General features: G+C 72.6%; 21 protein-coding genes. 10 read left to right on the top strand and 11 right to left on the bottom strand.

Going from position 1 to position 26,768, the window contains the following annotated elements:
- A complete protein-coding gene (locus tag ACWGKQ_RS30175; protein WP_453295152.1) occupies positions 1-510 on the top strand; it encodes an SRPBCC family protein in 510 nt (169 codons plus the stop codon).
- A complete protein-coding gene (locus ACWGKQ_RS30170; protein ID WP_453295151.1) occupies positions 510-1,178 on the top strand; it encodes a dihydrofolate reductase family protein in 669 nt (222 codons plus the stop codon). Before ACWGKQ_RS30175 ends, ACWGKQ_RS30170 begins: the two co-directional genes overlap by 1 nt.
- Before the next feature lie 28 nt (positions 1,179-1,206).
- Here the strand turns inward: ACWGKQ_RS30170 and ACWGKQ_RS30165 are convergent, their stop codons facing one another.
- Positions 1,207-2,454, bottom strand: a complete 1,248-nt coding sequence (locus tag ACWGKQ_RS30165; RefSeq protein WP_453295200.1) for a L,D-transpeptidase — start codon at positions 2,452-2,454, stop codon at positions 1,207-1,209.
- 317 nt (positions 2,455-2,771) lie between these two features.
- Here ACWGKQ_RS30165 and ACWGKQ_RS30160 point away from each other — a divergent pair, with 317 nt between their 5' ends.
- The 4 genes from ACWGKQ_RS30160 to ACWGKQ_RS30145 all read left to right on the top strand — a co-directional run bounded on the left by ACWGKQ_RS30160 (position 2,772) and on the right by ACWGKQ_RS30145 (position 10,088).
- Entirely contained in the window at positions 2,772-5,441 is a 2,670-nt protein-coding gene (locus ACWGKQ_RS30160; RefSeq protein WP_453295150.1) for an FAD/NAD(P)-binding protein, read from the top strand.
- 160 nt (positions 5,442-5,601) lie between these two features.
- Positions 5,602-7,176 (top strand): hypothetical protein, encoded by a 1,575-nt coding sequence (locus tag ACWGKQ_RS30155; protein ID WP_453295149.1) that lies wholly within the window; start codon positions 5,602-5,604, stop codon positions 7,174-7,176.
- A 209-nt stretch (positions 7,177-7,385) separates the two neighbouring features.
- On the top strand, positions 7,386-9,173 hold the full coding sequence (locus ACWGKQ_RS30150; RefSeq protein WP_453295148.1) for a sulfatase-like hydrolase/transferase: 1,788 nt from the start codon (positions 7,386-7,388) through the stop codon (positions 9,171-9,173).
- Between the two features lie 87 nt (positions 9,174-9,260).
- Entirely contained in the window at positions 9,261-10,088 is an 828-nt protein-coding gene (locus ACWGKQ_RS30145) for a hypothetical protein (RefSeq protein ID WP_453295147.1), read from the top strand.
- Here the strand turns inward: ACWGKQ_RS30145 and ACWGKQ_RS30140 are convergent.
- Genes ACWGKQ_RS30140 through ACWGKQ_RS30130 form a run of 3 tightly spaced genes read right to left on the bottom strand, consistent with a single transcriptional unit; the run spans position 10,073 to position 12,603 of the window.
- Positions 10,073-11,404, bottom strand: coding sequence for a lanthionine synthetase LanC family protein (locus tag ACWGKQ_RS30140; RefSeq protein WP_453295146.1), 1,332 nt, complete (start codon positions 11,402-11,404; stop codon positions 10,073-10,075). The genes ACWGKQ_RS30145 and ACWGKQ_RS30140 overlap by 16 nt on opposite strands.
- Positions 11,405-11,413: 9 nt before the next feature.
- Positions 11,414-12,187 (bottom strand): IclR family transcriptional regulator, encoded by a 774-nt coding sequence (locus ACWGKQ_RS30135; RefSeq protein ID WP_453295145.1) that lies wholly within the window; start codon positions 12,185-12,187, stop codon positions 11,414-11,416.
- The gene (locus ACWGKQ_RS30130) at positions 12,184-12,603 is read right to left on the bottom strand and encodes a MarR family winged helix-turn-helix transcriptional regulator (RefSeq protein ID WP_453295199.1); all 420 of its coding nucleotides are present in this window, start codon (positions 12,601-12,603) and stop codon (positions 12,184-12,186) included. Before ACWGKQ_RS30130 ends, ACWGKQ_RS30135 begins: the two co-directional genes overlap by 4 nt.
- A gap of 239 nt (positions 12,604-12,842) precedes the next feature.
- Here ACWGKQ_RS30130 and ACWGKQ_RS30125 point away from each other — a divergent pair, with 239 nt between their 5' ends.
- The 4 genes from ACWGKQ_RS30125 to ACWGKQ_RS30110 are packed head-to-tail and all read left to right on the top strand — an operon-like array spanning position 12,843 to position 16,624.
- Complete coding sequence (locus ACWGKQ_RS30125) at positions 12,843-13,760, top strand: SDR family NAD(P)-dependent oxidoreductase (protein WP_453295144.1); 918 nt, start codon at positions 12,843-12,845, stop codon at positions 13,758-13,760.
- The gene (locus ACWGKQ_RS30120; RefSeq protein ID WP_453295143.1) at positions 13,760-14,635 is read left to right on the top strand and encodes an amidohydrolase family protein; all 876 of its coding nucleotides are present in this window, start codon (positions 13,760-13,762) and stop codon (positions 14,633-14,635) included. Before ACWGKQ_RS30125 ends, ACWGKQ_RS30120 begins: the two co-directional genes overlap by 1 nt.
- Before the next feature lie 10 nt (positions 14,636-14,645).
- Positions 14,646-16,172, top strand: coding sequence for an acyl-CoA synthetase (locus tag ACWGKQ_RS30115; protein WP_453295142.1), 1,527 nt, complete (start codon positions 14,646-14,648; stop codon positions 16,170-16,172).
- Complete coding sequence (locus ACWGKQ_RS30110) at positions 16,169-16,624, top strand: MaoC family dehydratase (protein ID WP_453295141.1); 456 nt, start codon at positions 16,169-16,171, stop codon at positions 16,622-16,624. Before ACWGKQ_RS30115 ends, ACWGKQ_RS30110 begins: the two co-directional genes overlap by 4 nt.
- Positions 16,625-16,652: 28 nt before the next feature.
- Here the strand turns inward: ACWGKQ_RS30110 and ACWGKQ_RS30105 are convergent, their stop codons facing one another.
- The 7 genes from ACWGKQ_RS30105 to ACWGKQ_RS30075 form a co-directional block, all read right to left on the bottom strand.
- Positions 16,653-17,096, bottom strand: a complete 444-nt coding sequence (locus tag ACWGKQ_RS30105) for a hypothetical protein (RefSeq protein WP_453295140.1) — start codon at positions 17,094-17,096, stop codon at positions 16,653-16,655.
- Between the two features lie 70 nt (positions 17,097-17,166).
- Positions 17,167-17,940, bottom strand: coding sequence for a Crp/Fnr family transcriptional regulator (locus ACWGKQ_RS30100; protein WP_453295139.1), 774 nt, complete (start codon positions 17,938-17,940; stop codon positions 17,167-17,169).
- 3 nt (positions 17,941-17,943) lie between these two features.
- Positions 17,944-18,096 carry a hypothetical protein gene (locus ACWGKQ_RS30095; RefSeq protein WP_453295138.1) on the bottom strand — a complete coding sequence of 51 codons (153 nt, stop codon included), beginning with the start codon at positions 18,094-18,096 and terminating at the stop codon, positions 17,944-17,946.
- A gap of 1,164 nt (positions 18,097-19,260) precedes the next feature.
- The gene (locus ACWGKQ_RS30090) at positions 19,261-20,931 is read right to left on the bottom strand and encodes a PHP domain-containing protein (protein ID WP_453295137.1); all 1,671 of its coding nucleotides are present in this window, start codon (positions 20,929-20,931) and stop codon (positions 19,261-19,263) included.
- Between the two features lie 26 nt (positions 20,932-20,957).
- Positions 20,958-22,790: a LamG-like jellyroll fold domain-containing protein gene (locus ACWGKQ_RS30085; protein WP_453295136.1), complete on the bottom strand. Its 1,833-nt coding sequence runs from the start codon at positions 22,788-22,790 to the stop codon at positions 20,958-20,960.
- A gap of 48 nt (positions 22,791-22,838) precedes the next feature.
- Entirely contained in the window at positions 22,839-25,796 is a 2,958-nt protein-coding gene (locus ACWGKQ_RS30080; RefSeq protein WP_453295135.1) for a glycoside hydrolase family 2 TIM barrel-domain containing protein, read from the bottom strand.
- Entirely contained in the window at positions 25,793-26,728 is a 936-nt protein-coding gene (locus tag ACWGKQ_RS30075) for an alkaline phosphatase family protein (protein ID WP_453295198.1), read from the bottom strand. The genes ACWGKQ_RS30080 and ACWGKQ_RS30075 overlap by 4 nt, the downstream gene beginning before the upstream one ends.
- Positions 26,729-26,768: the final 40 nt, after the last annotated feature.

Genomic DNA, 26,768 nt, shown 5'->3' with positions numbered 1-26,768 from the left:
ATGGCAGGGGCAAGGCAGGAGACGACGCGGGCGGAGCCGGCGACGGCCGGCCGGGAGATCGTGATCTCCCGGGTCATCGACGCCCCGCGGGAGCTGGTGTTCGAGGCTTTCACCGAGGTCCGGCACCTGTCGCGGTGGTGGGGTCCGGAGGGGTTCACCACCACCACGCGGTCCTTCGAGTTCCGCGAGGGCGGGGAGTGGGTCTTCGTGCTGCACGGGCCCGACGGGACCGACTACTCCGAGTGGATCCGGTGGACGCGGATCGCCCCGCCGGAGCGGATCGAGCTGCTGCACGGTGAGTTCCGCGACGACCCGAACGCCTTCGAATCGGTCCTGACGTTCGCACCGGACGGCGCGGCGACCCGGATCGAGATGCGCACGGTGTTCCCCACCAAGGAGCTGCGCGACGAGGCCGTCGAGAAGTACCACGCGGTCGAGGGCGGCCGGCAGACCCTGGACAACCTGGCGGCCTACGTCACCGGCCTCGCACGGAAGGGAGCCGAGGACTGATGGCCGGGAAGGTGTTCTTCAGTGTGTCGATGTCGCTGGACGGCTTCGTGGCGCCCGAGCCCGTGCCCGCCCAGGACGAGCTCTTCGCGCCCGGCAGGCAGGACGACCCGGACGTCCGGCGCTGGCTGGCGCAGTGGACGGAGCTGCAGCAGTGGGTGTTCCCGCTGCGGTTCTTCCGGGAGAACCTGAAACTCGGCGAGGGCGGCGAGGAGGGCCGTGACAACGACGTGGCGCGGGAGACGTTCGAGCGCACCGGCGCGAGCGTCATGGGCAGGCGCATGTTCGACCTCGGCGAGCGGTCATGGCCCGAGGAGGCGCCCTTCCACACCCCGGTCTTCGTTGTGACGCACAGCAAGCGCGACCCGTGGGAGCGGCCCGGCGGCACCACGTTCCACTTCGTCGACGACGGCATCGAGCACGCCCTCGACCGGGCCCGGGAGGCCGCCGGTGACCGCGACGTCCGTATCGCCGGCGGTGGCGCGACGATCCTGGAGTACCTGAACGCCGGCCTGGTCGACGAGTTCTCGATCACGCTGGCACCGGTGCTCTTCGGCGCCGGCACCCGTCTGTTCGACGGCGTGGACGCGTCCAGGATCGCGCTGGAGCCGGTCCGTTCGGAGCCGTCGTCGCGGGTGACGCACCTGACCTACGCCGTGCACCCGCGGTAGCCGCGCACGCCGCTTCGCGTCGGTACACCTACACCGCGCTGCCGGCCTTCCAGTCCGCCCAGGACAGGTTCCAGCCGTTGAGGCCGTTGGATGCCTCGACGGTCTTCTCGCCGGAGTTCTTGACGATCACCACGTCGCCGATCATCGAGCTCTCGTAGAACTTGTAGCCCGCGACCGAGGAGTCGCTCGCGCCCTTGGCGTCGTGCAGGCCGACACAGCCGTGGCTGGTGTTCTCGTGGCCGAACACCGAGGTGGCCGCCCAGTAGTTGCCGTGCACGAAGGTGCCGGAGGTGGTCAGGCGCTGGGCGTGCGGGACGTCGGAGATGTCGTACTCGTCGCCGAGGCCGACCGTGGAGGACTCCATTCGGGTCTGCTTGAACCGCTCGCTGATCACCATGATCCCGGACCAGGTGGTGTGCTGGGCGTTGCCGCCGGAGACCGGGTAGCCGGCGTACGTGGCGCCGTCCCGCTTCACCGTCATCTCCTTGGTCGACAGGTCGACGGTGCTGATCTGCTCGCGGCCGATGTGGAAGGTGACGTCCTTGGACTGCACGCCGTAGACGCCGTCCGAGCCCTCGACGTCCTTCAGCTTCAGACTCAGCGTGATCTTGGTGCCCTTCGCCCAGTACGTCTCCGGGCGGAAGTCGATGCGGGTGTCGCTGAACCAGTGCCCGACGATCTCGACCTCCGGCTCCGCGGTCACGGTGATGGCCTTCTGCACCGCCGCCCGGTCCTTGACCGCGTGCGTGAAGTTGATCGACACGGGCATGCCGACGCCGGACGTGGAGTCCGCCTCGGGCGTGAAGTAGCCGATGAACGTCTCGCCGGGGGACTTGGTGGTGAAGGTGGCCACCGTCTCGTCGGTCGCGCCCTGCGCCTTCGCCGTCACCGTGTACTTCGTACCGGAGTACGGGTTCTTCGCCGACGTCCACTTCGTCTTCGCGTCGTTGAAGGTGCCCGACAGGGTCGCCCCGTCGTTGCCCGCGACGGTCACGGAGGCCAGCGTGCCGTCGGTCACCGTGACCTCGACCGGGGTGGTGAAGTCGGCCTTCTTGGTGCCGGAGACCGGGGTGACCGTGATCGTCGCCTTCTTGGTGGCGGACTTCACGGAGGCCGTGGCACCCTTGCCGTCGGCGGCGGCCGCGGCGTCCGTGGAGGAACTGCATCCGGCCAGCGCGGCCCCCGCGGGCACCGCGCCCAGAGCGGCGAGGATCCCGCGCCGGGACCACTTCCCCGACTGCCGTCCGGACCGGTTCGATATGTGCTGGACGCCCACGACACGCCTTTCTGACTTGTCCACCTGTGTCAGGGCATCCTGCGCTGGTTGTATGGGTGGTTCCTTTGAATCACGGGGGCGCACGCTGAGATTCCGATGAGGAGCGGGGAGGCCACCCCGCGCGGTCGCGGTCAAGCCCCTGCGGACCGGGGCGAGTCGGCCGGAACCCGGGTTGCCCCGGCCCCCGATCGTGAACAGAGTATGAACGCCCGACCGGCGGCCTGAGTTTCCGGTGAGATGACCCTTCCGGCCTGGCTTCCCCACCTGTCCGATCGGAATAGTGAAGAAGCAGCAAGCCGACCCGCCGGAGGTATTCCGTGACCGACGTCCGCAAGCGGCACAACGTGGCCATCGTGGGAGCAGGAGCGGCGGGCACCCTCACCGCCGTCCAGCTCTGCGAGACGGCGCACCGCCGCCGGACTCCGCTCGACCTCGTCCTGATCGACCCGGCCCCGGAGGCGGGCCGGGGCACCGCCTACGCCACCCGTGACCCCCGGCACCGGCTCAACGTGCCCGCCGGCAACATGAGCGCCTACCCGGACGACCCCGGGCACTTCGTCCGCTGGCTCTGCCGGCACGGCGAACCCGCCGTCACCGGCGCCGACTTCGCCACCCGCTACCGCTACGGCGCCTACCTCGCCGACACCCTCGGCCAGGCCCTCGTCCGCGCCCACGGCACGGTCGCCGTACGCCGGCTGCGCACCCGCGCGGAGAGCTGTACCGGCACCCCCGACGGCCGGGTGGAACTCCACCTCGCCGACGGGGGACCCCTGCCGGTGGACAGCGCGGTCCTGGCCACCGGCCCCGCCGGGGCGAGTGCCGGCTGGGCCCCGCCCGCCCTGCACGCCTCGCCCCGGTTCATCGCCGCCCCGTGGGTGCCGGGCGCCCTGGACCCGGTACGGGACAGCCCCGACGACGTCCTCCTGGTGGGCACCGGCCTGACCGCCGTCGACCTCGCCCTCACCCTCGACCGCCCCGGCCGCACCGTGCACGCCCTCTCCCGCAGCGGACTGCTGCCCCAGCCGCATGCCCTCGGCCCGGCCGGCGCCATGCCCGCCCCGGAGGGCCTCGACGACACCTCCCTTGGCCGGCTGCGGCGCGCCGTCTACCGCCATGTGAGCCGCTCCGTGCGCACCCACGGCGACTGGCGCCCCGGCCTGGACAGCCTTCGCCCGCACACCGCCCGACTGTGGCGCAGCCTCACCCCCGAGGAGCGCGAGGAGTTCCTGAGCCGCGAGGGCGCCCTGTGGAACACCCACCGCCACCGCATGGCTCCCGCCACCGCCGAACACGTCTCCCGTGCCCGCACCGCGCGCCGCCTGCACGTCCACACCGGCACGGTGGTACGCGCCACGGACACCGAACAGGGCTCGCTCGCCGTCGAGTTGTCCGGCGGCGCCACGCTGCCGGTGGGCTGGGTGGTCGACTGCACCGGACCCGGCCGCCGCCTCGAAGCCCCCCTCTGGCAGGACCTGTTCGCCTCCGGCACGGCCGTCCCGGGGCCGCTCGGCATGGGCGCGGCCACCCGCGACGGACAGCTCCTCGACGCCCGGGGCCGGGCCGGGCTGCCGCTGTTCACGCTGGGCGCCCCGCGCCGGGGCGAGCTCTGGGAGACCACGGCGATCCCCGAGATCCGCGTCCAGGCGGCCGAACTGGCCCAGCGGCTGCTGCCGCTGCCGGAGCGCCGGCGGGGCTCGCGGCGGCCGGTGGACGGCCACGGGCTGTCCCTGTCCACCCACGCCGAGGCGGCCGCCGCCTACCGCAGCGGGCTCGACCGGGTCCTCAAGGTGCGCTCCGGCGCCGAGGACGCCTTCGCCCGCGCGGTCGCCCTCGACCCCGGCTTCGCCCTCGGCCACGCGGCCCTCGCCCTGCTGGGCCACGAGTGCGCCGCCGCCGTCGACGTGCCGCGCGCCCTCGCCGACGCCCAGCGCAGCGCCCGCGAACGCGCGGACGAACGCGAGCGGTCCTTCGTGGACGTGGTCACGCGCCGGGTGACCGGTGACGACGGCGACGAGGCGCTCGTACGGCATCTGCGGGAGCACCGCGGGGACGCGCTGGCGCTCGCTGCGGCCGTGCCGACCATCGCGTTCTCCGGGGTGAGCGATCTGCAGGACGACGACGCCCTGCGGCTGCTCGACCTGACCTCGCCCGCCTACGACGGACACTGGTTCCACACCTCGCTGCTGGCCTTCCTGCGCCAGGAGCAGGGCCGGCTGCACGAGGCCGGCGAACTCGCCCACCGGGCACTGGCCGCCGAGCCCGCCTCCGGGCACGCGGTGCACGCCCTGGCGCACGTCCACTACGAGTCCGGGGCGCACGAGGCCGGCCGGGACTGGCTCGACGGGTGGGTGTCCGGGCGCGGCCGGGGCGCGGTGCACCGCGCCCACTTCTCCTGGCACATCGCCCTGCACGAACTCGCCCTCGACGACCCGGCCGCCGTCCGCCGACGGTGGTTCGCGCAGCTCGCGCCGGGCCGGGTGGTGAGCGGGGTACGGGCCCTGGTCGACTCGGGGTCGCTGCTGTGGCGGGCCCGGGTGAGCGACAGCTGGCAGGGGGACCTTCCCGTCGCGGGGGTGCTGGAGGCGGTGGAACGCGACGTACTGGAGCGGCCGCAGACCGCGTTCACCGCCCTGCACGCGGCCGTCGCCCTCACCGCGGCCGGGGACCTGGCCGCGCTGCGCCGCCTGCGCGATCACGCCGCCGGCGCCGACGAGGTGCAGCGCGAGGTGGTCGTCCCGCTGTGCGAGGCGTTCGCCGCGCTGGTCGAGGAGCGCTTCCAGGAGGCGGCCCGGGGACTTGACGCCCTGCTGCCCGTGCTGCGCCGGGTCGGCGGCAGCGCGGCGCAGCGGGAGGTCGTCGAGGAGACGTTGCTGTACGCCCTGGTCGCGGCCGGCCGCTGCGACGCCGCCCGGCGCCTGCTGGACACCCGGCTGGACCGCAAACCGGCGCCGCGGGACCGGCGGTTGCGCGCGGCGCTGCCCGCCTGAGCCTCCGCCGCGGTCACCGTCCCCGCCGGGCAGCAGGCGAGGACGGGGACCGCTGCGCGAGCGGGGACGTCGTGGTGTTGGCTCACAGGCCACTCGGCGTTCATGCTTCCGTCAGCCTTCGAGGGTGCGGCGACCGAGCGTCCGCCCTCACAATCCACCCGTGGCCGAGAGTCCGATTCCCCTGCCGGCGGAGGCAGTTGGCGCGGATGCCGCTGCCTGGCGCTCCTCTGACGCCGACCGCTGGCGTGCGCTGCGGCCCGGCCTGTGGGCGCATCCGTTGCCGACGGCGCTCGCGTTGACGCTCGCCTGCCTGGCCGTGCTCCGTCTCGCTCCGGACGACGAGTACCTCTGCGAGGACGGGACCGGATGCACCCCCGACTGGCCCGCCACGGCCCTGGAAGCGCTGATGATCGCCGTCCTGTACCGCGGCATCCGGCGGCTGCCGCTGCCGACCGCCGCGGTCCTGCCGCTGCTGGCCCTGTGGCTGTTCCTCGATCCGGGCACTCCCACCTCGGCGGGCATCGCCGTGGCCGTCGCGGCCTGCTACGCCTGCCTCGGCTGTCTGCACCGGCTCGCCGCCGCCCGCAGACAGCGGCGGCTCGCGCTGGAGGTCGCGGGCCCCGGGCGATACCCACTGCCCGAGGCGGCGATGAAGGTCCGGGCCGACGGCGACGACCTGGGCTGCGGCACGGTGATGGCCGTCGCCGCCGTCCTCGCCTTCGTCCTCGGCCCGCTCGGCATCACCCCGCTCACGGGCACCGAGTTCTTGCAGGCGGTTGCGGTCGTCGGGACCGTCTACGGCAGCCCGAACCTGGCGTACTACATACGAGACCGGCACCGGGCGACCGCTCTTCGCCGCGGCGGCCCGGTACCCGCGCTGCGGGTACTCGTACGCAAGGGGGGCGGCCACAACGACCGGCGTACGTACGTCTTCGCGGCCGACGACCTCGAAGGGCACCGGCCGGTCCTCGGCTGCTACACCCGGCTCGCCGGCAAAGGGTTCGAGAGCCCCGTGCACAACCGGCTGCGGGAGGCGGTGCTCTTCGGCCCGCCCCACCCGGGCGGCGGGCTCGTCCTCGTCTCGTCCGACGGGCGGGAGACGCCCCGGCTCTGTGTCGAGTACAACACCGCACCGGCATGTCAGGAGTTCCCCGTGGGCAGGCCCGAGCAACCCGGGCCCGGCGCCGCCCCCGTGAGCTGGGGACCGGGAACCGGGAGCCGCCTGTGCGCGGTCCTCTTCGAAGCCGCGATCATCGCCTCCGTGGCCGCGTGCTCGGCCCTACCCGTCAGGATGCCCCTTTCGTTCCGCGTGTTCCTTGCCCTCTTGGTCCTCGTGAGCGTCGGCCCCGTCGCCACCCAGTTCAGCTGGCGGGTCACGGCGGACAGCACGGGTCTGTGGGTGGTCGGGCTGCGACGGGTCAGGCATGTGCCCTGGAGTCGGCTCAGCCATGTCTGGCTGAGGGACCGCGGATTCAACATCATCTACTCCGATGACTCCCGTGGCCGCGAACGCGGCGCGGAGGTCTTCGGCGTCGTCGCCCCGTCCTGGCTCAACCGCCGTTTCCGGCGCAGGCCGGAAGCGCTGCGTGCCGTCGACGGGATCCGGGCACTGCAGGCCGACCCCGCGCTGCGCCCCGTCGGGGAAAGCGCCCCCGAGGACCGGGGCAGGCCGGTGGGCCTGCCCGTGCTCGTCGTCCATGCGGTGGCGGCGCTCGCGCTGATCGTCTTCGGCTGATCGGCGCGCGGGCTGCGGGCACACACCGAAGCGATGAGCGAGTCCCGAGCATGTGATCATTCTGATGCCGTGGAGCGGGAACCTCCGATCCCGAGATTCCCTCTCACGAGTCGAAACAGAGCGTTCACAGCGTGTGCATGGTCCTGGACGGATGGTTGCGATCACCATCTGTACAGCAGGTCGCACCGCCGTCACTCCGGGGGACCCGTATGCCCAGCCGCCGCCGTTTCCTCACCGGGGCCGCCGCCGCGCCCGTCGCGCTCGCGTCGGTCGCCGGGTGCGAGGACGGGGACGCGGCACAGCCGGCGGCCGGGCAGTCCCGGCACACCGTCGAACCCGCCGCGGCGGCACCGGCCGGGCAGCCCCCCGCCGGCCGGCTCAACTTCGTCGTGATCCTCGCCGACGACCTCGGCTACGGCGAACTCGGCTCCTACGGGCAGCAGTTGATGCACACCCCGCGCCTGGACGGCCTCGCCGCCGAGGGCCTGCGCTTCACCCAGGCCTACGCGGCCGCCCCGGTGTGCGCGCCCTCGCGCTGCTCGCTGCTCACCGGTCTGCACGGCGGGCACGCGACCGTACGCACCAACCCCTGGGGACCCGGCGGCCAAGGCGCCCTGACCGACCGGGACTTCACGTTCGCTCAGGCGCTCAGGGCGCTCGGCTACCGCACCGGCCTGATCGGCAAGTGGGGCTTCGGACCCAATGCCCCGGACCAGCCGAGCCACCCCAACGCCCGTGGTTTCGAGGAGTTCTACGGCTACCTCACCCACCACCACGCCCACGACTACTTCCCCGAGTACCTGTGGCACAACGGCACCCGCGAGGAGATCCCGGCGAACAAGGGCGGTGCCCAGCGGGTCTACGCCCCCGACCTCGTCTCCGAACGCGCCCTCGGCTTCCTGCACACCCACCGCGACGAGCCGTTCCTGCTCTACCTCGCCCCCACCGTGCCGCACGCCCCCAGCAAGGACCCGCACCTCGGCGAGTACGCCGACCGCCCCTGGACCGGGCCCAACAAGCGGCACGCGGCCCAGGTCACCACCTTCGACACCCTCGTCGGCGACCTCACCGACAAGCTCACCGCACTCGGCCTCGCCGACCGCACCGTCGTCCTCGTCACCAGCGACAACGGACCGCACGAGGAGGCCGGCACCGACCCCGAACTCTTCGACGGCAACGGCCCGTTGCGCGGCTACAAGCGGAACCTGTACGAGGGCGGCATCCGCGTCCCGTTCATCGCCTGGTCCCCGCGCCACGTCAAGGCCGGCACCACCGACCGGCCCACCCCGCTCACCGACCTGCTGCCCACCCTCGCCGACCTCGCGGGCGCGCCCGCCCCCACGGACGTCGACGGGCTCTCCATCGCCCCGCTGCTGCGCGGCTCCGCCGAGGCCGCCCGCCACGACAGCCTGTACTTCTACCGCAACCACGACGGCGTCACCGCCCGCCAGAACGCCGTCGACCACGGCCGCGGCGACCGGCTCGCCGAGGCACTGCGACACGGCGACCTCAAGGCGATCCGGTTCGCGCCGGGCCAGAACCGCCGCGCCCCGGACGACCAGTGGGACGTCGAGCTGTACGACCTCGCCCGGGACCCCGGCGAGGAGCACGACCTCGCCGCCGCCCGGCCCGCCCGGGCGGACGCCCTGGTCAAGCTGATGCACGCGTCCTGGGCACCGGCGTACCCGCGCAGACCCTTCGGTGTGACACTCGAAGTCAGCGGCCGGGGAACGGAGTTCACGGTCACCGCCACACTCGCCAACGGCTCCGCGCGCCCCTGGAGCGCCGCCCGGCTCGCCCTCGACACCCCGAGCGGCTGGACGGTCCACGCCCGGGACACGGCCACCGCGCCCCGCCTCGACCCCGGCGAACACCACACGGTCCGCTGGCGGGTAGTCCGCCCTCAGGTCGCCACCGCCACGACACTCACCTGCCGGGGCACCGCCCACCACGGGGCCGACGAGGTGACGTACACGGCGACGGCGGCCCTCGGCTGAGCGTTACGTCTCCGTCGGGGCCCCGATTCGATCACGTGTCGGAAACGGCTCCCGTCGACCGTCGTCCGGCGGGGCAGCCTGGAGGACATGGGGGATGACAGACTGTGGGACCACCGGCAGGAGCGGGTGGTACGACGCGGTGAGCCGGGCCCGCCCGTACCCGAGGACCCGACGGCCAGGGGGAGTTCGTTCGGCAGGGGCGGTCCGGTGGGCTGTCTCTTCAACGGCTGCCTCGCCGTACTGGTGGCCGCGCTGCTGGTGGTGGTCGGCGCCTGGGTGTGGGGCGGTGTCCTCGGCCACCACTACCGGAACCAGGCCCGCGCCCGGATGCGGAACGCCGTGGCCGGCGCCGAGTCCCGGCTGCGGACATCCGCGGCGGACGGAACCCTGCTGCGCACCGAGATCGACCGCGACGTCCCCGGCCCCGCCACGGCGGGCGACGCCCCGATGAAGGGCGGCACCAAGGGGGTGCGCCGGCAGGGCCGCACCGTCACCGTGACCGCCGAGTTCATGGGCATCGCGCCGGCGGTCGTCATGGGCACCACCGAGGCCACCGGCTGCTACGCGTTCCAGGTCCGGCCGCCCGCGGTCTCGGTCCGCCACCTCCCCGACGCGGACTGCCGCGACCTGCCGTACCAGTCGTGGCGGCCGCCGGCCGAGGTCGCCGCTGACCTGGTCGCCGAACTGCGTGCCGCCGTCGCCCGGGGCGGTCCGGGCGCCGCGTCCACCGCCGAGGTGTGGCGGACCCCGGGCGTCACACCCACGGCGCGGAAGGTCACCGGAGACCTGCTGACGGCCCGCGCCCTGCTGTCGAGAAACGGAGTCTCCGGCCCGGACTGCTACGAGTTCCGGGCCCGGCCCGGCTCCGTGACCGCCGGGAAACGGCCGCGCCAGGCCTGTTACGACCCCTTGTGATCCCGGACGCGCGCCGGCACCGCCCACCACTGGTCCGGGCGGTCCACGACCGGGGCGTCCGGGCCGGTGTCGAGGTACCGGGCCAGGCGCAGCAGGTACGCCGCGATGCCCGCCGCGCCCTGCATCCAGGACGTGCCCGGCGGCAGCAGCGGGGTCTCGATGCGGTACTCCACGAACCGCCAGCGGGCGCCCGCCGCGTCCCGCACCACCCGCTCCACGAGCGCGTCGCCCATCCGTACCGCGGCGCTCACCAGCGTCTTTGCCCTCGGCGTCCCCGCGCAGTCCTGGGCCGCGTCCAGGAGGGCGTCCCCGACCCCGGCGGTGCCGCAGCAGCGGCCGTCGTTGTCCCAGAACCCGGGGCGCAGCCGCTCCGGCACTCCCGAGGTGAGGATCGAGGTCAGGCAGCGCTGCCGCAGCTCCTCGACACCGTGCCCCGCCACCTCGGAGACGCCTGCGTGCGCCAGTGCCGAGAACAGGTGCGAGGTGCCCGCCGGGCCGTGGCACCAGGTGTAGGTGACCGGTTCCACCTCCCGCTTCGACGGCGGGATCGTGTGCGGGACGACGAAACCGCCGTCCGCGAGCGAGCCCACGGACAGTACCTGGCGGGCCGCGTCCACGGCGGCCGCGACGAAGTCCTCGCGGTGCACCGCCGCGCCCGCCACCGCCAGGGCGGCACCCACCCCGGCGGCGCCGTGCGAGTAGTTCGGGTACCGCGACTGCGTACTTGGCGAGATCCCCCAGTCCAGGCCCGCCTCCGTGCGGTCCGCCATCCGCAGCAGGGCCTCGCCGCCGGTCGTCGCGATCGGCTCCGCGTGCTCGCCGCCCGCCCAGACGGCCGTCATGACCACACCCGCGACGCCCATGATGATGTCGGTCAGGGGCGCGTCGGAATCCGGCACGAACGTGGTCGTGGTCCGCCAGCCCTCGGGCGTCGCGAGCTCGGCCAGCCGCCGCAGCACGACCGCCTCGCTTCCCGGCGCGAGGAGTCGCAGCGCCGTGGCGTGGCCGGCCAGGCCGATATAAAGCGATGGTTCGGTCACGACGAGTGCCTGTGCCGACAGGCGGCTCACGATCCCGGCCGCCAGGGCCTGTTCCGGCCCGCTCAGTGCCCGGTACCGCGCAATCTCCGCCAGCACCGGGGCCAGGCCCGCGATGCCCGAGTACAGCGAGTCCCGGTCCTCGGCGGGCGCGAGCTCCCCGGGGTCCTCCTCCGACACCGACTCCGGAAGCCACGGGCCCTCGTCCTCGCGTACCTGCCCCAGCACCCACGTCCAGGCGGCCTCGCCCAGCTCCCGGTACATCTCGCTCGCCGTCACCCGGACACGCTACCCGGTCCGGCCCGTCGTGCGGTCCGGCTGCCAGCCCAGTGCCCGGGAGATCCCGCGGGCCGCCAGCCGTACCGCCGGGACCAGCACCGGGACCTGGGCGTCGGCCTCGGGCACCACCACCGAGACGGCCGCGACCACCCGCCCCGTCGCCTCGCGCACCGGAGCTGCCACCGACAGCGCGTCGTCGGTGACCTGACGGCTGCTCACCGCGGCACCCGTGCGCCGGACGTCGGCCAGGGAGCGGCGCAGCCGGGCCGGATCCGTGACGGTGTACGGGGTGAAGGACGTCAACGGGCCCGCGCAGTAGTCCTGTTGGAAGTCGGGCGTCTCGTGCGCGAGCAGCGCGAGCCCCACCCCGGTCGCGTGCAGCGGCCAGCGGGCACCCACCCGGATGTGCACGCCCACCGCCGAACGCCCCGACAGCCACTCGATGTAGACCACCTCGGTGCCGTCCCGCACCGCCAACTGGACGTTCTCGTGCGTCGCTTCGTACAGGTCCTCCAGATAGGGCAGTGCGACCTGGCGCAGTGCCAGTCCGCGCGGTGCCAGCGCGGCCAGCTCCCAGAGCCGCAGCCCCACGTGGTAGAAACCGTCCGCGTCCCGTTCCAGCGCGCCCCATGCGGTGAGCGCCCCGACCAGCCGGTGCGCGGTGGTCAGGGTCAGCCCGGCCCGGCGGCTTATGCCGGTCAGGCTCAGCGCCGGATGCCCGTGGTCGAAGGCGGACAGGACCGCGAGCAGCCGGTCCGGCGCGGAGCGGGCGGCGGCGGTCATGGCCGGTCGGCGACGCGCAACAGGAGCGTGTGGAGCGCCTCGCGCTCGGCGGGGTCGAGCGGGCCCAGCAGTTCGTTCGTCACCCGCTGGCCCGCCTCGTCGGTGTCCCGCAGGAACCCCCGGCCGGCCTCGGTCAGGACGACGATCCGGCTGCGGCGGTCGTCGGGGGAGGGGCGCCGCTCGGCGAAGCCCAGCTTCTCCAGGTCGTCGACCAGGCCGACGATCGCGCTCGGGTCGTAGCCGAGCCGGGCGCTCAGCTCCCGCTGGAGCGAGCCCTCCGAGCCGGCGAGGAAACGCAGCACCGCGTAGTGGCGCAGCCGCAGCCCCGACTCCTGCAGGAACGTGTTGAAGAGCTGCCCGGAGCGCAGCCCCAGGCGGTACAGCAGGTAACCCGTGTCCGCGTGCAGCCCGCGCATCCACGGCTCGTTCGCGTCGATCGAGGTCGGGTTCTCGGTGTGCCGGCGAGTGATGGCGGTCTCCCTGGTACGGGCCCCGGCGGTGGGGCGGGCTGTCGGACAGATTCCAGCATGAGGCACCAGCCGGTCGGCAACAACTATTGACGACAACAATTATTGCTCTTAGCTTCTATCTCGAAGTCGCAGGTGGCCCCCGGGACCACCGCCGTCTGTGAACGTCGTCTGTGAAGGGACCGACCGTGCCCACCATCGATCTCACCGGCAAGGCCGCCGTCGTCACCGGCAGCGGCCGGGGCCTCGGCCTCGCCTATGCCCACGCCCTCGCCGCCCACGGCGCCTCGGTGGTCGTCAACGACGTGGACGAGACCGTCGCCGAGCAGGCCGTGAAGTCCATCGCCGCGGCCGGCGGCACCGCCGTCGCCGAGGTGGTCCCGGTCGGCACCGCCGAGGCCGCGGACCGCCTCGTGAACCGGGCGGTCCAGGAGTTCGGCCGCCTCGACATCCTGGTCACCAACGCGGGCATCCTGCGCGACAAGGTGCTGTGGAAGATGACCGACGACGACTTCGACGCGGTCATCGGCACCCACCTCAAGGGCACCTTCACCTGCGCCCGCGCCGCCGCCGTCCGGATGCGCGAGCAGGGCGAGGGCGGCACCCTGATCCTGGTCGGCTCCCCGGCCGGCCAGCGCGGCAACTTCGGCCAGACCAACTACGCCGCCGCCAAGGCCGGCATCGCCGCCATGGCCCGTACCTGGTCGATGGAGCTGGGCCGGGCGGGCATCACGGTCAACGCGATCGTCCCGGTGGCCGCCACCGCGATGACCGAGACCATCCCGGCCTTCGCCCCGTACGTCGAGGCCATGAAGAACGGCGAGCCGCTCCCGGACTTCCTCCGCAGGGGCGAGGGCTTCGGCACCCCCGAGGACTGCGCGGCCCTGGTTCCCTTCCTGGCCTCCGAGGCCGCCCGCGGAATCACCGGCCAGGCCATCGGCATCGGTGGCGACAAGGTGGCACTCTGGTCGCATCCGCAGGAGATCAGGGCGGCCTACGCCGACGGCGGCTGGACCCCGGCCACCCTGGCCGACGCCTTCCCCACCTCGGTCGGCGCCGAACTCCAGACGGTCGGCATCCCGGCGCCGAAGCTCCCGGAGGCGTGATGGACATCGAGGCACTGACCGCGATCGACGTCCACACGCACGCCGAGGTCTCCTCCCGGGGCCACTCCTCCCTCGACGACGACCTGCACGACGCCTCCTCCGCCTACTTCAAGGTCGAGGGCAACCGGAAGCCGACGATCGAGGAGACCGCCGCCCACTACCGGGAGCGGAACATGGCCGCCGTGATCTTCACGGTGGACGCCGAGTCCGCGACCGGCACCGCGCCGGTACCGAACGAGGAGGTCGCCGAGGCCGCGGCCGCCAACTCCGACGTCCTGATCCCCTTCGCCTCCGTCGACCCCTTCCGGGGCAAGGCGGGCATCCGGCAGGCCCGCCGCCTGGTCGAGGAGTACGGGGTGAAGGGCTTCAAGTTCCACCCCAGCATCCAGGGCTTCTTCCCGAACGACCGCGCGGTGGCCTACGGCCTCTACGAGGTGATCGAGGAGACCGGCACCATCGCCCTCTTCCACACCGGCCAGACCGGCATCGGCGCCGGCGTACCGGGCGGCGGCGGGATCCGGCTGAAGTACAGCAACCCGCTGCACGTGGACGACGTGGCGGCCGACTTCCCACACCTGAAGATCATCCTGGCGCACCCGTCCTTCCCCTGGCAGGACGAGGCCCTCGCCGTCGCCACCCACAAGCCGGGCGTGCACATCGACCTGTCCGGCTGGTCGCCGAAGTACTTCCCGCCGCAGCTGGTGCAGTACGCCAACACGCTGCTCAAGGACAAGGTCCTGTTCGGCTCCGACTTCCCCGTCCTCACCCCCGACCGGTGGCTCGCCGACTTCGCGAAGCTGCCCATCAAGGACGAGGTCCGGCCGAAGATCCTCAAGGAGAACGCCGCCCGCCTGCTCGGGCTGACCAAGCCGTAAGGGACCGCAGATGCGCAACGAGGGACTGGGGTCATGGCCCGCACGCCGGGCCCGCAAGACCCCGCACCGCACGGCCCTGGTGTCCGGCGGGCAGCGGACCGACTACCGCACCCTGCACGCCCGCACCACCCGCCTGGCCCACGCCCTGCGCGCCCGGGGCATCCGCCGCGGCGACCGCGTCGGCTACCTCGGCCCCAACCATCCCGCCTACCTGGAGACCCTGTTCGCGGCCGGCCTGCTCGGCGCGGTCTTCGTCCCCCTCAACACCCGCCTGGCCGGCCCCGAGATCGCCTACCAGATCGCCGACTCCGGCGCCAAGGCCCTCCTCTACGGCCCCTCGCACGCCGGTCCGGTGGCGGGCCTGCCCGGCGCCGGCGACGTCCGGACGTACGTCGAAGTGGGTCCCGAGTACGAGGAGTTGCTGGCGACCGCGGCCGACGACCCGATCGACGAGCCGGTCGGCCCCGACGACACCTGCATCATCATGTACACCTCGGGGACGACCGGCCGCCCCAAGGGCGCGATGCTCACGCACGCGAACCTCACCTGGAACGCGCTCAACGTCCTGGTCGACACCGACCTGATCGCCGACGAACGCGCCCTGGTCTCCGCCCCGTTGTTCCACACGGCGGGCCTGAACATGCTCGCCCTCCCGGTCCTCCTCAAGGGCGGCACCTGTGTCCTGGTGGAGGCCTTCGACCCGGCGGAGACCTTCGACCTGATCGAGGCGCACCGGATCACCTTCATGTTCGGGGTTCCCACGATGTTCGACCAGGTGGCCCGACACCCCCGCTGGCCGGACGCCGACCTCTCCTCCCTGCGCATCCTCACCTGCGGCGGCTCCCCGGTGCCGACCCCGCTGATCGCCACCTACCAGGAGAGAGGCCTGACCTTCCTCCAGGGCTACGGCATGACGGAGGCCTCGCCCGGGACCCTCTTCCTCGACGCCGAGCACGCGATCGGCAAGGCGGGCTCGGCGGGCGTACCGCACTTCTTCAGCGACGTACGGGTCGTGCGGCCCGACCTGACACCGGTCGACGTCGGTGAGACCGGCGAGGTCGTGGTCCGCGGACCCCATGTCATGCCCGGGTACTGGGGGCTGCCGGAGGAGACGGCGGCCTCCTTCGCGGAGGGCTGGTTCCGCAGCGGGGACGCGGCCCGGGTCGACGAGGACGGCTATGTCTACATCGTCGACCGCCTCAAGGACATGATCATCTCCGGCGGCGAGAACATCTACCCGGCCGAGGTCGAGGACGCGCTCCTCACCCACCCCGACATCGCCGAGTGCGCGGTGATCGGCGTACCGGACGACAAGTGGGGCGAGGTGCCGCGCGCGGTGGTCGTGCCCCGCGAGGGTGCCGTCCTCGACCCCGACCAGGTGCTCGCCTCGCTCTCCGGCCGGCTCGCCAAGTACAAGCTCCCCAAGACGGTGGTGGTCGCCGGCGAACTCCCGCGCACCGCCTCCGGAAAGCTCCTCAAGGCCCGCGTGCGCAAGCGCTACGGCTCCCCCGACTCCCAGCCAAGGGACACCACATGAGCGTCACCGTCAACGGCCTCGGCGAACTGAAGAAGCTCGCGGGCAGCGACCTGGGCACCAGCGACTGGATCGAGGTCACCCAGGACCGCATCGACACCTTCGCCGACGCGACCGGCGACCACCAGTGGATCCACGTCGACCCCGAGCGGGCGGCCGCGGGCCCCTTCGGCGCCCCGATCGCCCACGGCTACCTCACCCTGTCGCTGTTCATCCCCCTGTTCACCGAGCTGCTGGACGTCCAGGGCGTCACCACGAAGGTCAACTACGGCCTGAACAAGGTGCGTTTCCCGGCCCCGGTGAAGGTCGGCTCCCGGATCCGGCTGGCCGCCCGGCTCACCGAGGTCGAGGACGTGCCGGGCGGCGTGCAGATCGTCGTCGACGGGACCATCGAGATCGACGGCGGGACCAAGCCCGCCGCCGTGGTGCAGAGCCTGTCGCGGTTCTACGCCTGATCAGAGCCCGTCACGGTGCCACGCCTGATCAGGCCGCTCCGCGCAGCCTGCGGATGATCCGCCGCGCGGTGCCGGCGGCGTTCTTCAGCTCGGTACGGGCGTGCTCCTGCCGCATCGCGGCCTCCAGACAGCGGCCCACGAGGGCCAGGACGTCATCGAGTTCGGGGCGGACGCCTTCCGTGTCCGGCACGGCGTCGAGGAGGTGGCGCAGGCCGTGCAGGGGCTCGAAGTCCCGGGCGCGGCACGGCCGGTGCGCCCGTTCGCGGAGCAACTCGACGAGCTTCCCGAGGCAGGCGGAGGAGTCCTCGCAGTCCTGGGCGTCGTCGTCGGACCTGCGTATCCGCTTCACCCAGGCCAACGCCTTCCGTTGGTGGCGCAGGGTGAGGACGCCGACGACGGCCACGACCGCGCCGGCGGCGGCCGACACGGTGGGGCTGAAGAGCATGGGCGTGATCCGTTCGTGAAAACGCACGGACACCCCTGGAGGGGAGGGGCCGGGAACGTCCGGGCGTGGGGACGGGGACAACGGGCTGGGCGGTGGCCTAGGGGAGCTTGGCGACGGCGCGGAGCGACGGCAGGTCCGTGACCACGAACCTGCGGTACCCGCTGCGCAGTACGCGGTCCGGGAAGAGACCGCCCTGCGCGGCGGGTGTGCGCAGCAGGCGGAGCGTGTTCTCCACGGTCGAGACGCCCAGCAGCAGGGCCTCCGCCATGTCCTTCTGGCTCGGGCCCAGGATGGTGAGGTGACCGGGGTCGTCGGTGCCGTCGGCTCCGGCGGTGCCGGCGACCTCGGCCAGATGGACGAGCAGCGCGCAGACCCGCTCCAGCGGCGGGCGCGTCATGGTGCCGTAGATCAGCTCGTCGGTGCGGTTGCGGTCCTCCAGGCTGCGCAGCAGGGCCAGTTGGATGTGCGGGCGGCGGCGCAGCAGGAGGTTCATGGCCGGGACGGGGCAGGGCATGACCCAGGTGGTGGTGAGGCAGGTCGTCCTGACCGCGGCCGACGGCTCGATGAGCTTGGCCTCGCCGAGCAGTTGGCCCGCTCCGCGGAACCGGGTGATCTTGGGGGCGCCCGCCGTGGTGCCGAGCGGGTGGCGGTCCTGGCGGACACAGCCGCCCAGCACGATGTGCACGTGTTCGTCGGCCGGCCCGATGGGCAGTTCCTCGTCGCGCTCGTGGATGCGGCTGTCCGCGCCCCACTTGCCGACCAGTAACGGCCAGGAACCGGGCGGGAGCTGGGCGAGGAAGCTGCGGGCGGGCATGGCCTGGCGTCCGCTGAGGACGTCCCCGGTCCGGAAGGCGTCGACCTTCGGGACCATCGGTCAGGCTCCGGTCGTGCGCGCTGCGGCGGCGGGCGGCCGGCGGTGCCGCCGGACCGGGCGTCCGTCGTCACGCTGCGTCAGGTGCGGGGCGCCGGCCGGGCGCCGGTGCGGGGTGGGCGAGGTGCCGAAGCCATCGGCGATGGCGGTGTTCATCGGTCTGAGATCCTTCTTGCCGGTGCGAATGGGATCCCGGGTGCGCCACTGGCTGCGGCACACCCGGACGACGGGTCCGGGTCCTCTCTCTCGCGTTGTCGATCCGGTTGGTAAGTCCGGGCTGCGAGGCGAAGACGTTTTCACAAAGTACCCCCCTGCCCCGGGAAATCGCCAGTCACTGATGACGGAGAGCAAAGTTTTCTGCGGAGGCGGCAGCCGCCGGGAAAACACTCGCGAGAGGGAGTTCCCGAACCGACTCCGAAGAGGTGTGGTGTGCATCACACCACCTTGGGGGAGGGGTGATCGACAAGCGGCTTTTTCTGGGAGTGGGCCATTGAAAGTCTGTGCGCCGCTCCGCATGAATATTTCTCACGGATGAGCGGCGAGCGGCCCAGATGTAAACACCGGACAAAGGGGGGAGGCTCCGGGGAACCACCCCCGGAGCCTCCGGAAAGGGCCCGGACCCGTCGAGGTTCAGACCGGTACCCAGTAAACACCACCTGCCGGGAAAAGGCCGCACGGGGTCGCAACTCCCCGGCCCGGAGCCCCTTCGGGGAGGGGTTTGCGGCGCCGACTTGGGCGGCGGGGTGGACAGCGCGCGGCTCGCCGTGCTGCCGAGCGAAAAGTTCGTTCTGTCGCTCTTGGGTATTTATGTTCCGCGTCGTGTGTTGTTCGTCGTGTGGGTAAGTGCGTCAGTGGTGAATGACGATCACTTGAGGATCGCTCCAGACCGGTCGATGCCGGGTCCGCTCGCCGGAGAACGGGTCCCCGTGCACCTTCGCTGTATGCAGTATGGGGTCGGCTGCTGCATAAATCTATGTGCTGCCACCGTGAGGTCCGAAGCCGTTCCGGGCGGCCCGAAATCTTTCCATCGAATTATCCGCGACCGCACGACTGCTTTGGTTCGGATTGGAGCCGATGGAATTGTTCGCCTTTGATCCGGGACTCGGTCACCAGCTCGCCGAATGCCCGCGCGAGTGAAAAACCGTGGCACTCTCAATGGTCCCGTAATGGTCCCGATCGGCGCCGAAACGACGGCGCCGGGGTGCGGCAGGCAATCGCGGTCCGACCGTACTCCAACTCTGAGTAGCGGTACGGACACGATTCACGCATGCCTGCCGCGACCCCGGCGACTACGCAAGGTGATTAATGGGCGACGATTCGTCAGGAACCCACCACGTCCACGAAGACGGGGTTGGAATAGAACCACGTGTCCGCCCACGGGTCGCCGTTCCCCGGCTCGTGCGGGACCGGGCCGTGCGGGTCGATCGCCGCGCCCAGGTAGCCCGTTCCGTTGCGCTTGCCGTCGCTGCCGCGCAGCCGGACGTAGAACGACTCGTCGCCCGCGGTGAGCGGGATGCGCAGGGTGTAGGTGCCCCTGCGGCCCGACACGTCCTTCGACTGCACGACCCTGGTGTCCGGCGCCCGCCAGGTGTCGCGGTCGGCGACCGGACCGCGCACCGCACCCCGGATGACGTCGACGTGCGCCAACTGGGGCAGGATCCCCTGGGCGTTGACCCGGGACGCGGTCGTCACCGTCACGTTCAGGGTGATCCGCTCGCCTCTGCGGACGCGCAGCCGGCCACCCAGCGTGACACCCGCGCCGTGGTCGCAGTCCCGCTTCAGCCGGACGTCCAGCCCGTCGAGCAGGTGCCCGTGGTCCAGCCAGACCCGGCCCGCCCGCAGGCCCGCCATCACCGCACGGTAGCCGTACCGGGTGACGCCGACGTGCGTACGGCTGAACTCGCCGGGCCAGAAGTCGCTGCCGGGCTGCGGCGTGTCGGTGTTCACCGGGTCGGGCAGCCTGCCGGTGTTGTCGAAGTTCTGCCCCGCCGGCCAGTCGCCGTTCTTCCAGGTGTCGAAGACCGTACGGTGGTTGTCGGAGTTGGTGGTGATGGTGAACAGGCGACCCTCGGACAGCAGCGCGTCCCACAGGCCGCCGACCGTCGCCGTAGCCCAGTCGAAACCGCCGTACGTCAGGTACGCGTCCGCCGGGTAACCGGCCCAGGACTGCGCCGAGGGCTTGTTCTCGTACTCGCCGCGGATCGAGGTGGCGCCGCGCCAGCCGGGGATCGCGGCACCCTGGGCGCCGGGCGCGCCCTCCATGCCGATCATGATCTCGGACGCCGCGTCCCGCCAGTTGCGCATCTCCTGCGGGGAGTCGATGCCCAGCCGCAGCGGGTGGTTGGCGAGGACCAGGACGTCGTCGACATAGCCGGTGCGGCGCTGCTCGGCCAGCCACTGGATCGCCTTGACGGCGTGCGCCTCGTTGCGGGCGGTGTCGGCCGCACCCGCCGACCCCTCGGTGTAGCCCAGCAGCTTGCCGTCGTAGGCCAGCTCGAACTGCGTGAGCAGGTCGGTCTCGTGCGGGCCGGGCGCGGCGAACACCGTGCAGTGCTCGGCGGCCGGGATGTACCACTCCAGGCCCTGGAAGATCAGCTGACGCGGGTTCGCGGCACGGGCCTTGACGATCTCCGCGTGCTCCAGCTTCGCGCCGTAGTAGGCGTGCCCGAAGTTGGAGTGCTCGTTGAACACCATCCAGTCCAGGCCGTACTTCGCGGCGGCCTGCGCCTGCTGGGAGAACGTGTACTTGGCGTCGTGGCTGTACACGGAGTGGACATGGTGGTCGCCCACCAGGTAGGCGAGGCGCGGGTCCTCGCCGCCCAGGCCCCGGCGGTCGGCGGCGAACGCGGGGGTCGCCGTGGACCCCAGCGTGAACGCGGCGCCGAACAGGCCCGCGCGGCGCAGGAGTCCACGTCTCGACATGCCCTGGGCGTCGAGTTCGGCGGGGGAGACGGAGGGATCGGCCCAGGAGGGCAGCTGCTGCTCGGTCATGAAAGTGGTGATCCTCGTGGCGGGGGTCAGTGGGTCATGAAGGAGGAGACGGGCAGCGCCCGGGAGACGATCCGGACGTCGCCGAGGCGGCCGTGCAGGATCTGGTCGATCTTGTCGGCGTACGTGTAGCCGCCGACCAGCCAGGGCAGCCCGACGGAGGCGATGCCGACCGCGGCGGCCTTCGGGTTGCGGACCACCGGGCAGCCCTCGACGTACAGGGTGGTGTGCCGTCCGTCGTTGACGACCGCCAGGTGCCGCCAGGTCTCCAGCGGGGTCTCCTGGCCCCAGCTGGTGGCGATGCCCTCCTGGTTCAGCGGGCGCATCGCCCACTGCGGCTCGCGGTCGTTGGACAGCGAGAGGGTGGCGAGGGGCTCGTCCGGGTCGTCGGCGGTCTTGCCCGCGGCGCCGCCGGTGCCGGTGCGGCCGACGAGACCGGACCAGGCGTTGTGGTCGGGGTCCCAGTCGGCCGGCAGCCGGTAGAACGCCTCGATGGTGTAACCGTCCTTGAAGGTCGCCGAGTTGAGCGGCGCGCCGTCGACCGTCTTCAGGTAGGCGCCCGTGAGCGGCGACTTGTAGCCGGTGAACTCCAGGCTGCCGTGGCCCGGCTGGTCCGGGTGGTGGTCCGCCGACCAGCCGAGGGTGCCGCCGCCCACCGAGACCACGGTGAGGTCGTTGCCGTGGCCGGAGAGGTCACGGACCGTCCCCGAGACGGCCGAGTCGAACCGCCAGTAGGCGGCCGTGCCCCGCACCAGCAGCTGCGAGGCGGGCCGCGCCGGGCGGACCGGCTCCGGGGCGAAACCGGCGAAGCGGTCCGCGAAGTCGATGTCGACGGAGAACCGGTCGGCGTCGCCGCTCAGCTCCATCTCCTGCCGCTCCAGCTCGTTCAGGCCCTTCCCCGCCCGGCCGAGGATCCACGGCGAGACCGTCTCCACGTCGATGACGTTGCGGTCCAGGTCGAAGTGGTAGAGGCGGATCATCGCCGCGCCGCCGAAGTAGCGGTTCTGGTAGTTCGTGAGATGCAGGTGCACCTCGTGGCCGGCCGCGTTCTTGCGGGTCGCGCGGCCCGCCGGCCAGTAGTGGCCGTTCAGGGTGAGGAAGATCTGGTCGTGCTCGTTGACCAGCTGGTCCCACAGCTGCTGCCCGTACGACGACAACTCGTCGTCGTCCACGACCAGTTCGTGCGTGGTGAGGATGACCGGCGTCTTCGGGTGCGCGGCGATGACGTCCTTCGCCCAGGCGTACCCCTTGGCCGACAGCCGCCAGTCCAGCGCCAGCACGAGCCACTCCCGCCCGGCCGCCCGGAACAGGTGGTAGGTGTTGTAGCCGTCCGAGGAGGCCCCGCCGAACGTCGGCCTGCCCTTGAGACGCTGCGGCCCGAAGGTGTCCAGGTACGGCGTGGCACCGCGCTGGTCGTCCGTGGACGAACTGATGTCGTGGTTGCCGGCCAGCACGCTGTAGCCGACCCCGCGCCGGTCGAGGATCCCGAACGCCTTGCCGATCGCGGCGAATTCCTCCTTCGCCCCGTTCTGGGTGAGGTCGCCGAGGTGGGCCAGGAAGACGATGTTGTCCTCGGACTCGCCGCCCTGCTCCAGGAGATAGCGCAGCGAGGCCTCGATCGGCGCCGGGTTGATGCTGGGCCCGTCGAAGAGGTACTGGGTGTCGGGCATCACCGCGAGGGTGAAGCGCCGGCTCTCCGGGTCGGGCCGCCGGCCGGAGCCGGAGGACGCCTCGGCCACGGCCGGCAGCGCGACCCCGGCGGTGGCGGCGGCGCCCAGGAGCGCGGTGGCCCTGAGGAAGTTGCGTCGTCCGGCTCCGGCCTGCGCGGCCTCGCCCTGCGGGTGGTCATGCGAAGTACACACGTGTGCTCCGTGAGTAAGCGGAAGTGACAGCGAAGGGCGTGGGGGGGATCAGAGGGCGCGCAGGGTCCAGCTCCAGCGGTGGACGCCCGGTGCGACGAGGTAGGAGGGGAAGGTGTCGGGACCGCACGAGGCCGTGCCGAGGCCCCGGTGTGCGGCGTCCAGATGGACCACGCAGCCGGCCCGCGGCACGAGTTCGTCGTGGTGTGTGACGGCGGTGAGGTCCTCGGCGCGGTAGCGGCTGACGGAAACCTGGCGGGGCTCGTCCAGCTCGACCGCGAGTCCGGTGGCGTCCGGCGCCGACAGCGTGAACCGCCGTACGCCATGACGGCCGCCGCTCTCCTGGGGCCGCAGGTACGGGGTGAACAACTCGTCCACGGGCAGCGAGTGATGGCCGACCGGGGCTCCGGCGGCGCGGTCCGGGTACGACTCCCAGGGACCCTGACCGAACCACTCCAGCAGATCGAGCCCGGTCACCGTCTCGAAGACCGAGCCGACCCGGGCCACGTCCGTGAACTCCGCGGGCAGCTCGGCCGACTCGTCGACCCGGACACCGCCCTCGACCGGCGTGAACTCCTGCCGGTGCCGGACGACTCCGACCGTGCCGGCGTACTCCGCGAGCACGGTCAATCGGTCGCCCTGCCGGTGCACGGAGACCACCTTGCGCACCAACCGGTCCAGGCCCCAGGCCCGCCAGCGCAGCGCCATCCCGCCCAGCTCGTCGTTGTCGGTCGGCGCCCGCCACAGCGACAGCGTCGGCGCGGCGGTGAGCAGGGGATGCCGCAGCAGTCCCTCGCGGTCCACCTCGACGGCGGGCCCCGCCGGCACCGGCTGCCGGAGCGGCGCCGCCGCCCGGATCCGGATCTGCGGCGCGCAGACCTCGGTACCGGCCGGTGCCCACGCCTGGTCCTCGGCGACCGTCACCCGCAGCGTCAGCCAGGCCTCCCCGCCGTCCGCCGGCACCTCGAACGGCAGCGGTACGGCCGCCGTCTCGCCGGGGCACAGCTCGGGCAGCTCGGCCGGGCCGGTCAGGGTGCGGCCGTCGGCCAGCGCCAGCTCCCAGGTGCCGGTCAGCCAGTCGAAGCCCCGGAAGTGCTGGTGGTTGGCGAGCACGATGCCCTCGTGCCGGAAGCACCGGATGCGGACCGGCGCCGCGATCTCCCGGTGCTCGTACATCGCGGGCTTCGGGGTGCGGTCGGGGAAGACGATGCCGTCCGCGACGAACGCCCCGTCGTGCAGGGCCTCGCCGAAGTCGCCGCCGTACGCCCAGCGGTGGCCGGGCGCGGCGACACCGTTGTCGTACAGTCCGGCGCCCGCGCGCCCGACCGGTCTTCCGTCGCTCACCCGCTGGAGGATTCCGTGGTCCCAGAACTCCCAGATGAACCCGCCCTGAAGCCCCGGAGTGGACTCGATGGCGGCCCAGTGGTCTGCAAGGGTGCCGTTGCTGTTGCCCATCGCGTGGGAGTACTCGCACTGGATCAGCGGCTTGGTCTGCTCCCCGGACAGGGCGTGCGCCACGCAGTCCTCCAGCGACGCGTACATCGGGCAGGCGATGTCGGAGGCCACGTCCGGGTCCGCCCAGCCGCGCTTGGCCGCCCCCTCGTACTGGAGGGGCCGGGTGGGGTCGTGCCGCCGCACCCAGCCGGCCGCCGCGTCGTGGTTCGCCCCGTAGTCGGACTCGTTGCCCAGCGACCAGACGATGACCGACGGGTGGTTCTTGTCGCGCAGCACCATCCGCGAGACCCGGTCCACGAAGGCGTTCAGGTAGCGCGGGTCGTCGGCGATCTCGTGGGCGTGGTCGTGGGACTCGATGTCCGCCTCGTCCACGACGTAGAAGCCCAGTTCGTCGGCGAGGTTGTACAGCGCGGGGTCGTTCGGGTAGTGGGAGGTGCGGATCGCGTTGAACCCGAACCGCTTCAGCACCACCAGGTCCGCGCGCATGTCGTCGTACGACACCGTCCGCCCGGTCAGCGGGTGGAAGTCGTGCCGGTTGACGCCCCGGACGAAGACCCGCTCGCTGTTGACGAGCAGGTCCCGGCCGACGATCTCGACGTCCCGGAAGCCGATGCGGTGGTACGACGTGTCGGCGACCGTGCCGTCCGCGCGGTGCAGCCGGACGGTCAGCCCGTACAGCTCGGGCTGCTCCGCGTTCCAGGTGCGGACATCGGGCACGACGGCGTGGATGCGGGCCTCGCCGAGGAAGTCGGAGACGCGGTCGTCCTCGGTGTTGAGCCGGTCGAACTCGGCGTCCTGCGCGAGCGGTTCGCCGTCGAGCTCGCCGGTGACGTACCAGCCCGCGGGCAGCGCCCGGTCGCCCGCCGCGTTGCGCACCTGGCAGTCCACGCGCAGCTCGCCGTCCCGGCACGCCCGTACGGTCACGTCCGCGAGCCGGAACGGGTCGGTCGCGTACAGCAGCACCGAGCGGGTGATCCCGCCGTGCCACCAGTGGTCCTGGTCCTCCAGGTGCGAGGCGTCCGCCCACTTCACGACGGTGAGTCTGAGGACCGACCGCCCGCCGGGGCGGACCGCGTCGGTCAGGTCGAACTCGGCCGCCAGGTGCGAGTCCTTGGAGACACCCACCGGCCGCCCGTCGACGTGCACGAGGAGCACGCTCTCCGCCGCTCCCACCTGGAGCACGATCCGCCGCCCGGCCCACTCGGCGGGCACGTCCAGCTCGCGCTCGTAGACGCCGGTCGGGTCGGCGGCCGGGGAGTCCGGCGGGAACGCGCGGAACGGCATGGTGACGTTCGTGTACTGCGGCAGGTCCTCCGTGTCCTGCACGGTCCAGGCACCGGGGACGTACGCCGTGGACCAGGAGCCGCCGACCGGCGCGTCCGGAGCCGGCAGCAACTGGAAGCGCCAGTCGCCGTCCAGGGGGAGCGCTCCGGTGCGCCGGTCGACGGCGTTCATGGGGAGCCGGCCCCAGGAGGTCACCTCGGGTGCCTCCCAGGGGCGGAGGGCGATCAGGGGATCGGCGGGCCGGGGCCCGGGGATCGACGGATCGTTCATCGGCGGATGGCTCTCTCTTCCGGTGGCGTGGGTGGCGTGGCGGGCCCGGGCAGGACGCGTCCTTCCCAGCCCCAGGCGGGGTCGACGGGGATGCCGAGCCGGTCCAGGACGGTGGGGGCGAGGTCGACGAGACGGGGGGTGTCGAGCCGGGTGCCGCCGGGCGTGCCGGGCTCGGCGAGGATGACGAACACCTCGCGTTCGGCGTCCGAGTCACCGCCGTGACCGCCGCTGTCGAGGTGCCCGTGGTCGGTGGTGACCAGGACGGTCCACCGCTCGCCGGAGCCGCGGGCCTCGATGGCCGCCAGCAGCCGCCCGAGGTGGCCGTCCTGGGCGAGCAGGGCGGCGTCGTAGGCGGGGGAGAGCGGGCCGGTGGCGTGGCCGGCCTCGTCGGTGCCGCCGAAGTAGACGAACAGCAGGTCCGGGTCGTGCTCGGTGAGCCAGCGTACGGCGGCGCTCGCGACGAGGTCGTCCGCGGTCGCGTAGCCGTCGGACTCGCCGTCGTGGTGCACTCGCCGGCCGATGGCGGGACCGAGGAGACCGCGGTGGACCAGCTCCGGCCAGGAGACCGCGGCCGCGGTGCGCAGACCGGGTCGGGCGATGGCGGCGCGGCTGAGGAAGTCGGGGTAGCGGGTGTAGTCGGCGCCGACGAAGTCGTTGCCGGTCACCCCGTGGCGGTCCGGCCACACCCCGGTGAGCACGCTCGACCAGCCGGGGCCGGAGTCGGTGTAGGCCATGCTGGTCGACGGCCCGTGCTCGGCCTGGCCGTCCGCCTCGCCGTAGGGCAGCAGGCTGGTGCCGTGGGCGCCGGCGGCCAGCAGGCCGTGCAGGACGGGTGCGTGGGCACCGGGCCGGGTCAGCCGGTCGTGGCGCAGTCCGTCCATGCCCACCACGAGCACCTTGGTGCGCGGGGCGCCGTCCCGGCCCGGGGGCACGGCACGGCGCCGGGCGAACGGCAGCCGGGCGGAGGGGCCC

Source organism: Streptomyces sp. NPDC054770, assembly GCF_053611985.1.
The sequence above is the reverse complement of the archived record's forward strand: the minus strand, read 5'-3'. Positions and strand labels throughout refer to the sequence as shown.

Excerpts from the sequence above, each read along its gene's own strand:
- ACWGKQ_RS30175 (WP_453295152.1), top strand. The coding sequence starts at position 1 with ATGGCAGGGGCAAGGCAGGAGACGACGCGGGCGGAGCCGGCGACGGCC.
- ACWGKQ_RS30170 (WP_453295151.1), top strand. The coding sequence starts at position 510 with ATGGCCGGGAAGGTGTTCTTCAGTGTGTCGATGTCGCTGGACGGCTTC.
- ACWGKQ_RS30150 (WP_453295148.1), top strand. The coding sequence starts at position 7,386 with ATGCCCAGCCGCCGCCGTTTCCTCACCGGGGCCGCCGCCGCGCCCGTC.
- ACWGKQ_RS30145 (WP_453295147.1), top strand. The coding sequence starts at position 9,261 with ATGGGGGATGACAGACTGTGGGACCACCGGCAGGAGCGGGTGGTACGA.
- ACWGKQ_RS30135 (WP_453295145.1), bottom strand. The coding sequence starts at position 12,187 with ATGACCGCCGCCGCCCGCTCCGCGCCGGACCGGCTGCTCGCGGTCCTG.
- ACWGKQ_RS30130 (WP_453295199.1), bottom strand. The coding sequence starts at position 12,603 with ATGCGCGGGCTGCACGCGGACACGGGTTACCTGCTGTACCGCCTGGGG.
- ACWGKQ_RS30120 (WP_453295143.1), top strand. The coding sequence starts at position 13,760 with ATGGACATCGAGGCACTGACCGCGATCGACGTCCACACGCACGCCGAG.
- ACWGKQ_RS30115 (WP_453295142.1), top strand. The coding sequence starts at position 14,646 with ATGCGCAACGAGGGACTGGGGTCATGGCCCGCACGCCGGGCCCGCAAG.
- ACWGKQ_RS30110 (WP_453295141.1), top strand. The coding sequence starts at position 16,169 with ATGAGCGTCACCGTCAACGGCCTCGGCGAACTGAAGAAGCTCGCGGGC.
- ACWGKQ_RS30100 (WP_453295139.1), bottom strand. The coding sequence starts at position 17,940 with ATGGTCCCGAAGGTCGACGCCTTCCGGACCGGGGACGTCCTCAGCGGA.
- ACWGKQ_RS30095 (WP_453295138.1), bottom strand. The coding sequence starts at position 18,096 with ATGAACACCGCCATCGCCGATGGCTTCGGCACCTCGCCCACCCCGCAC.
- ACWGKQ_RS30090 (WP_453295137.1), bottom strand. The coding sequence starts at position 20,931 with ATGACCGAGCAGCAGCTGCCCTCCTGGGCCGATCCCTCCGTCTCCCCC.
- ACWGKQ_RS30080 (WP_453295135.1), bottom strand. The coding sequence starts at position 25,796 with ATGAACGATCCGTCGATCCCCGGGCCCCGGCCCGCCGATCCCCTGATC.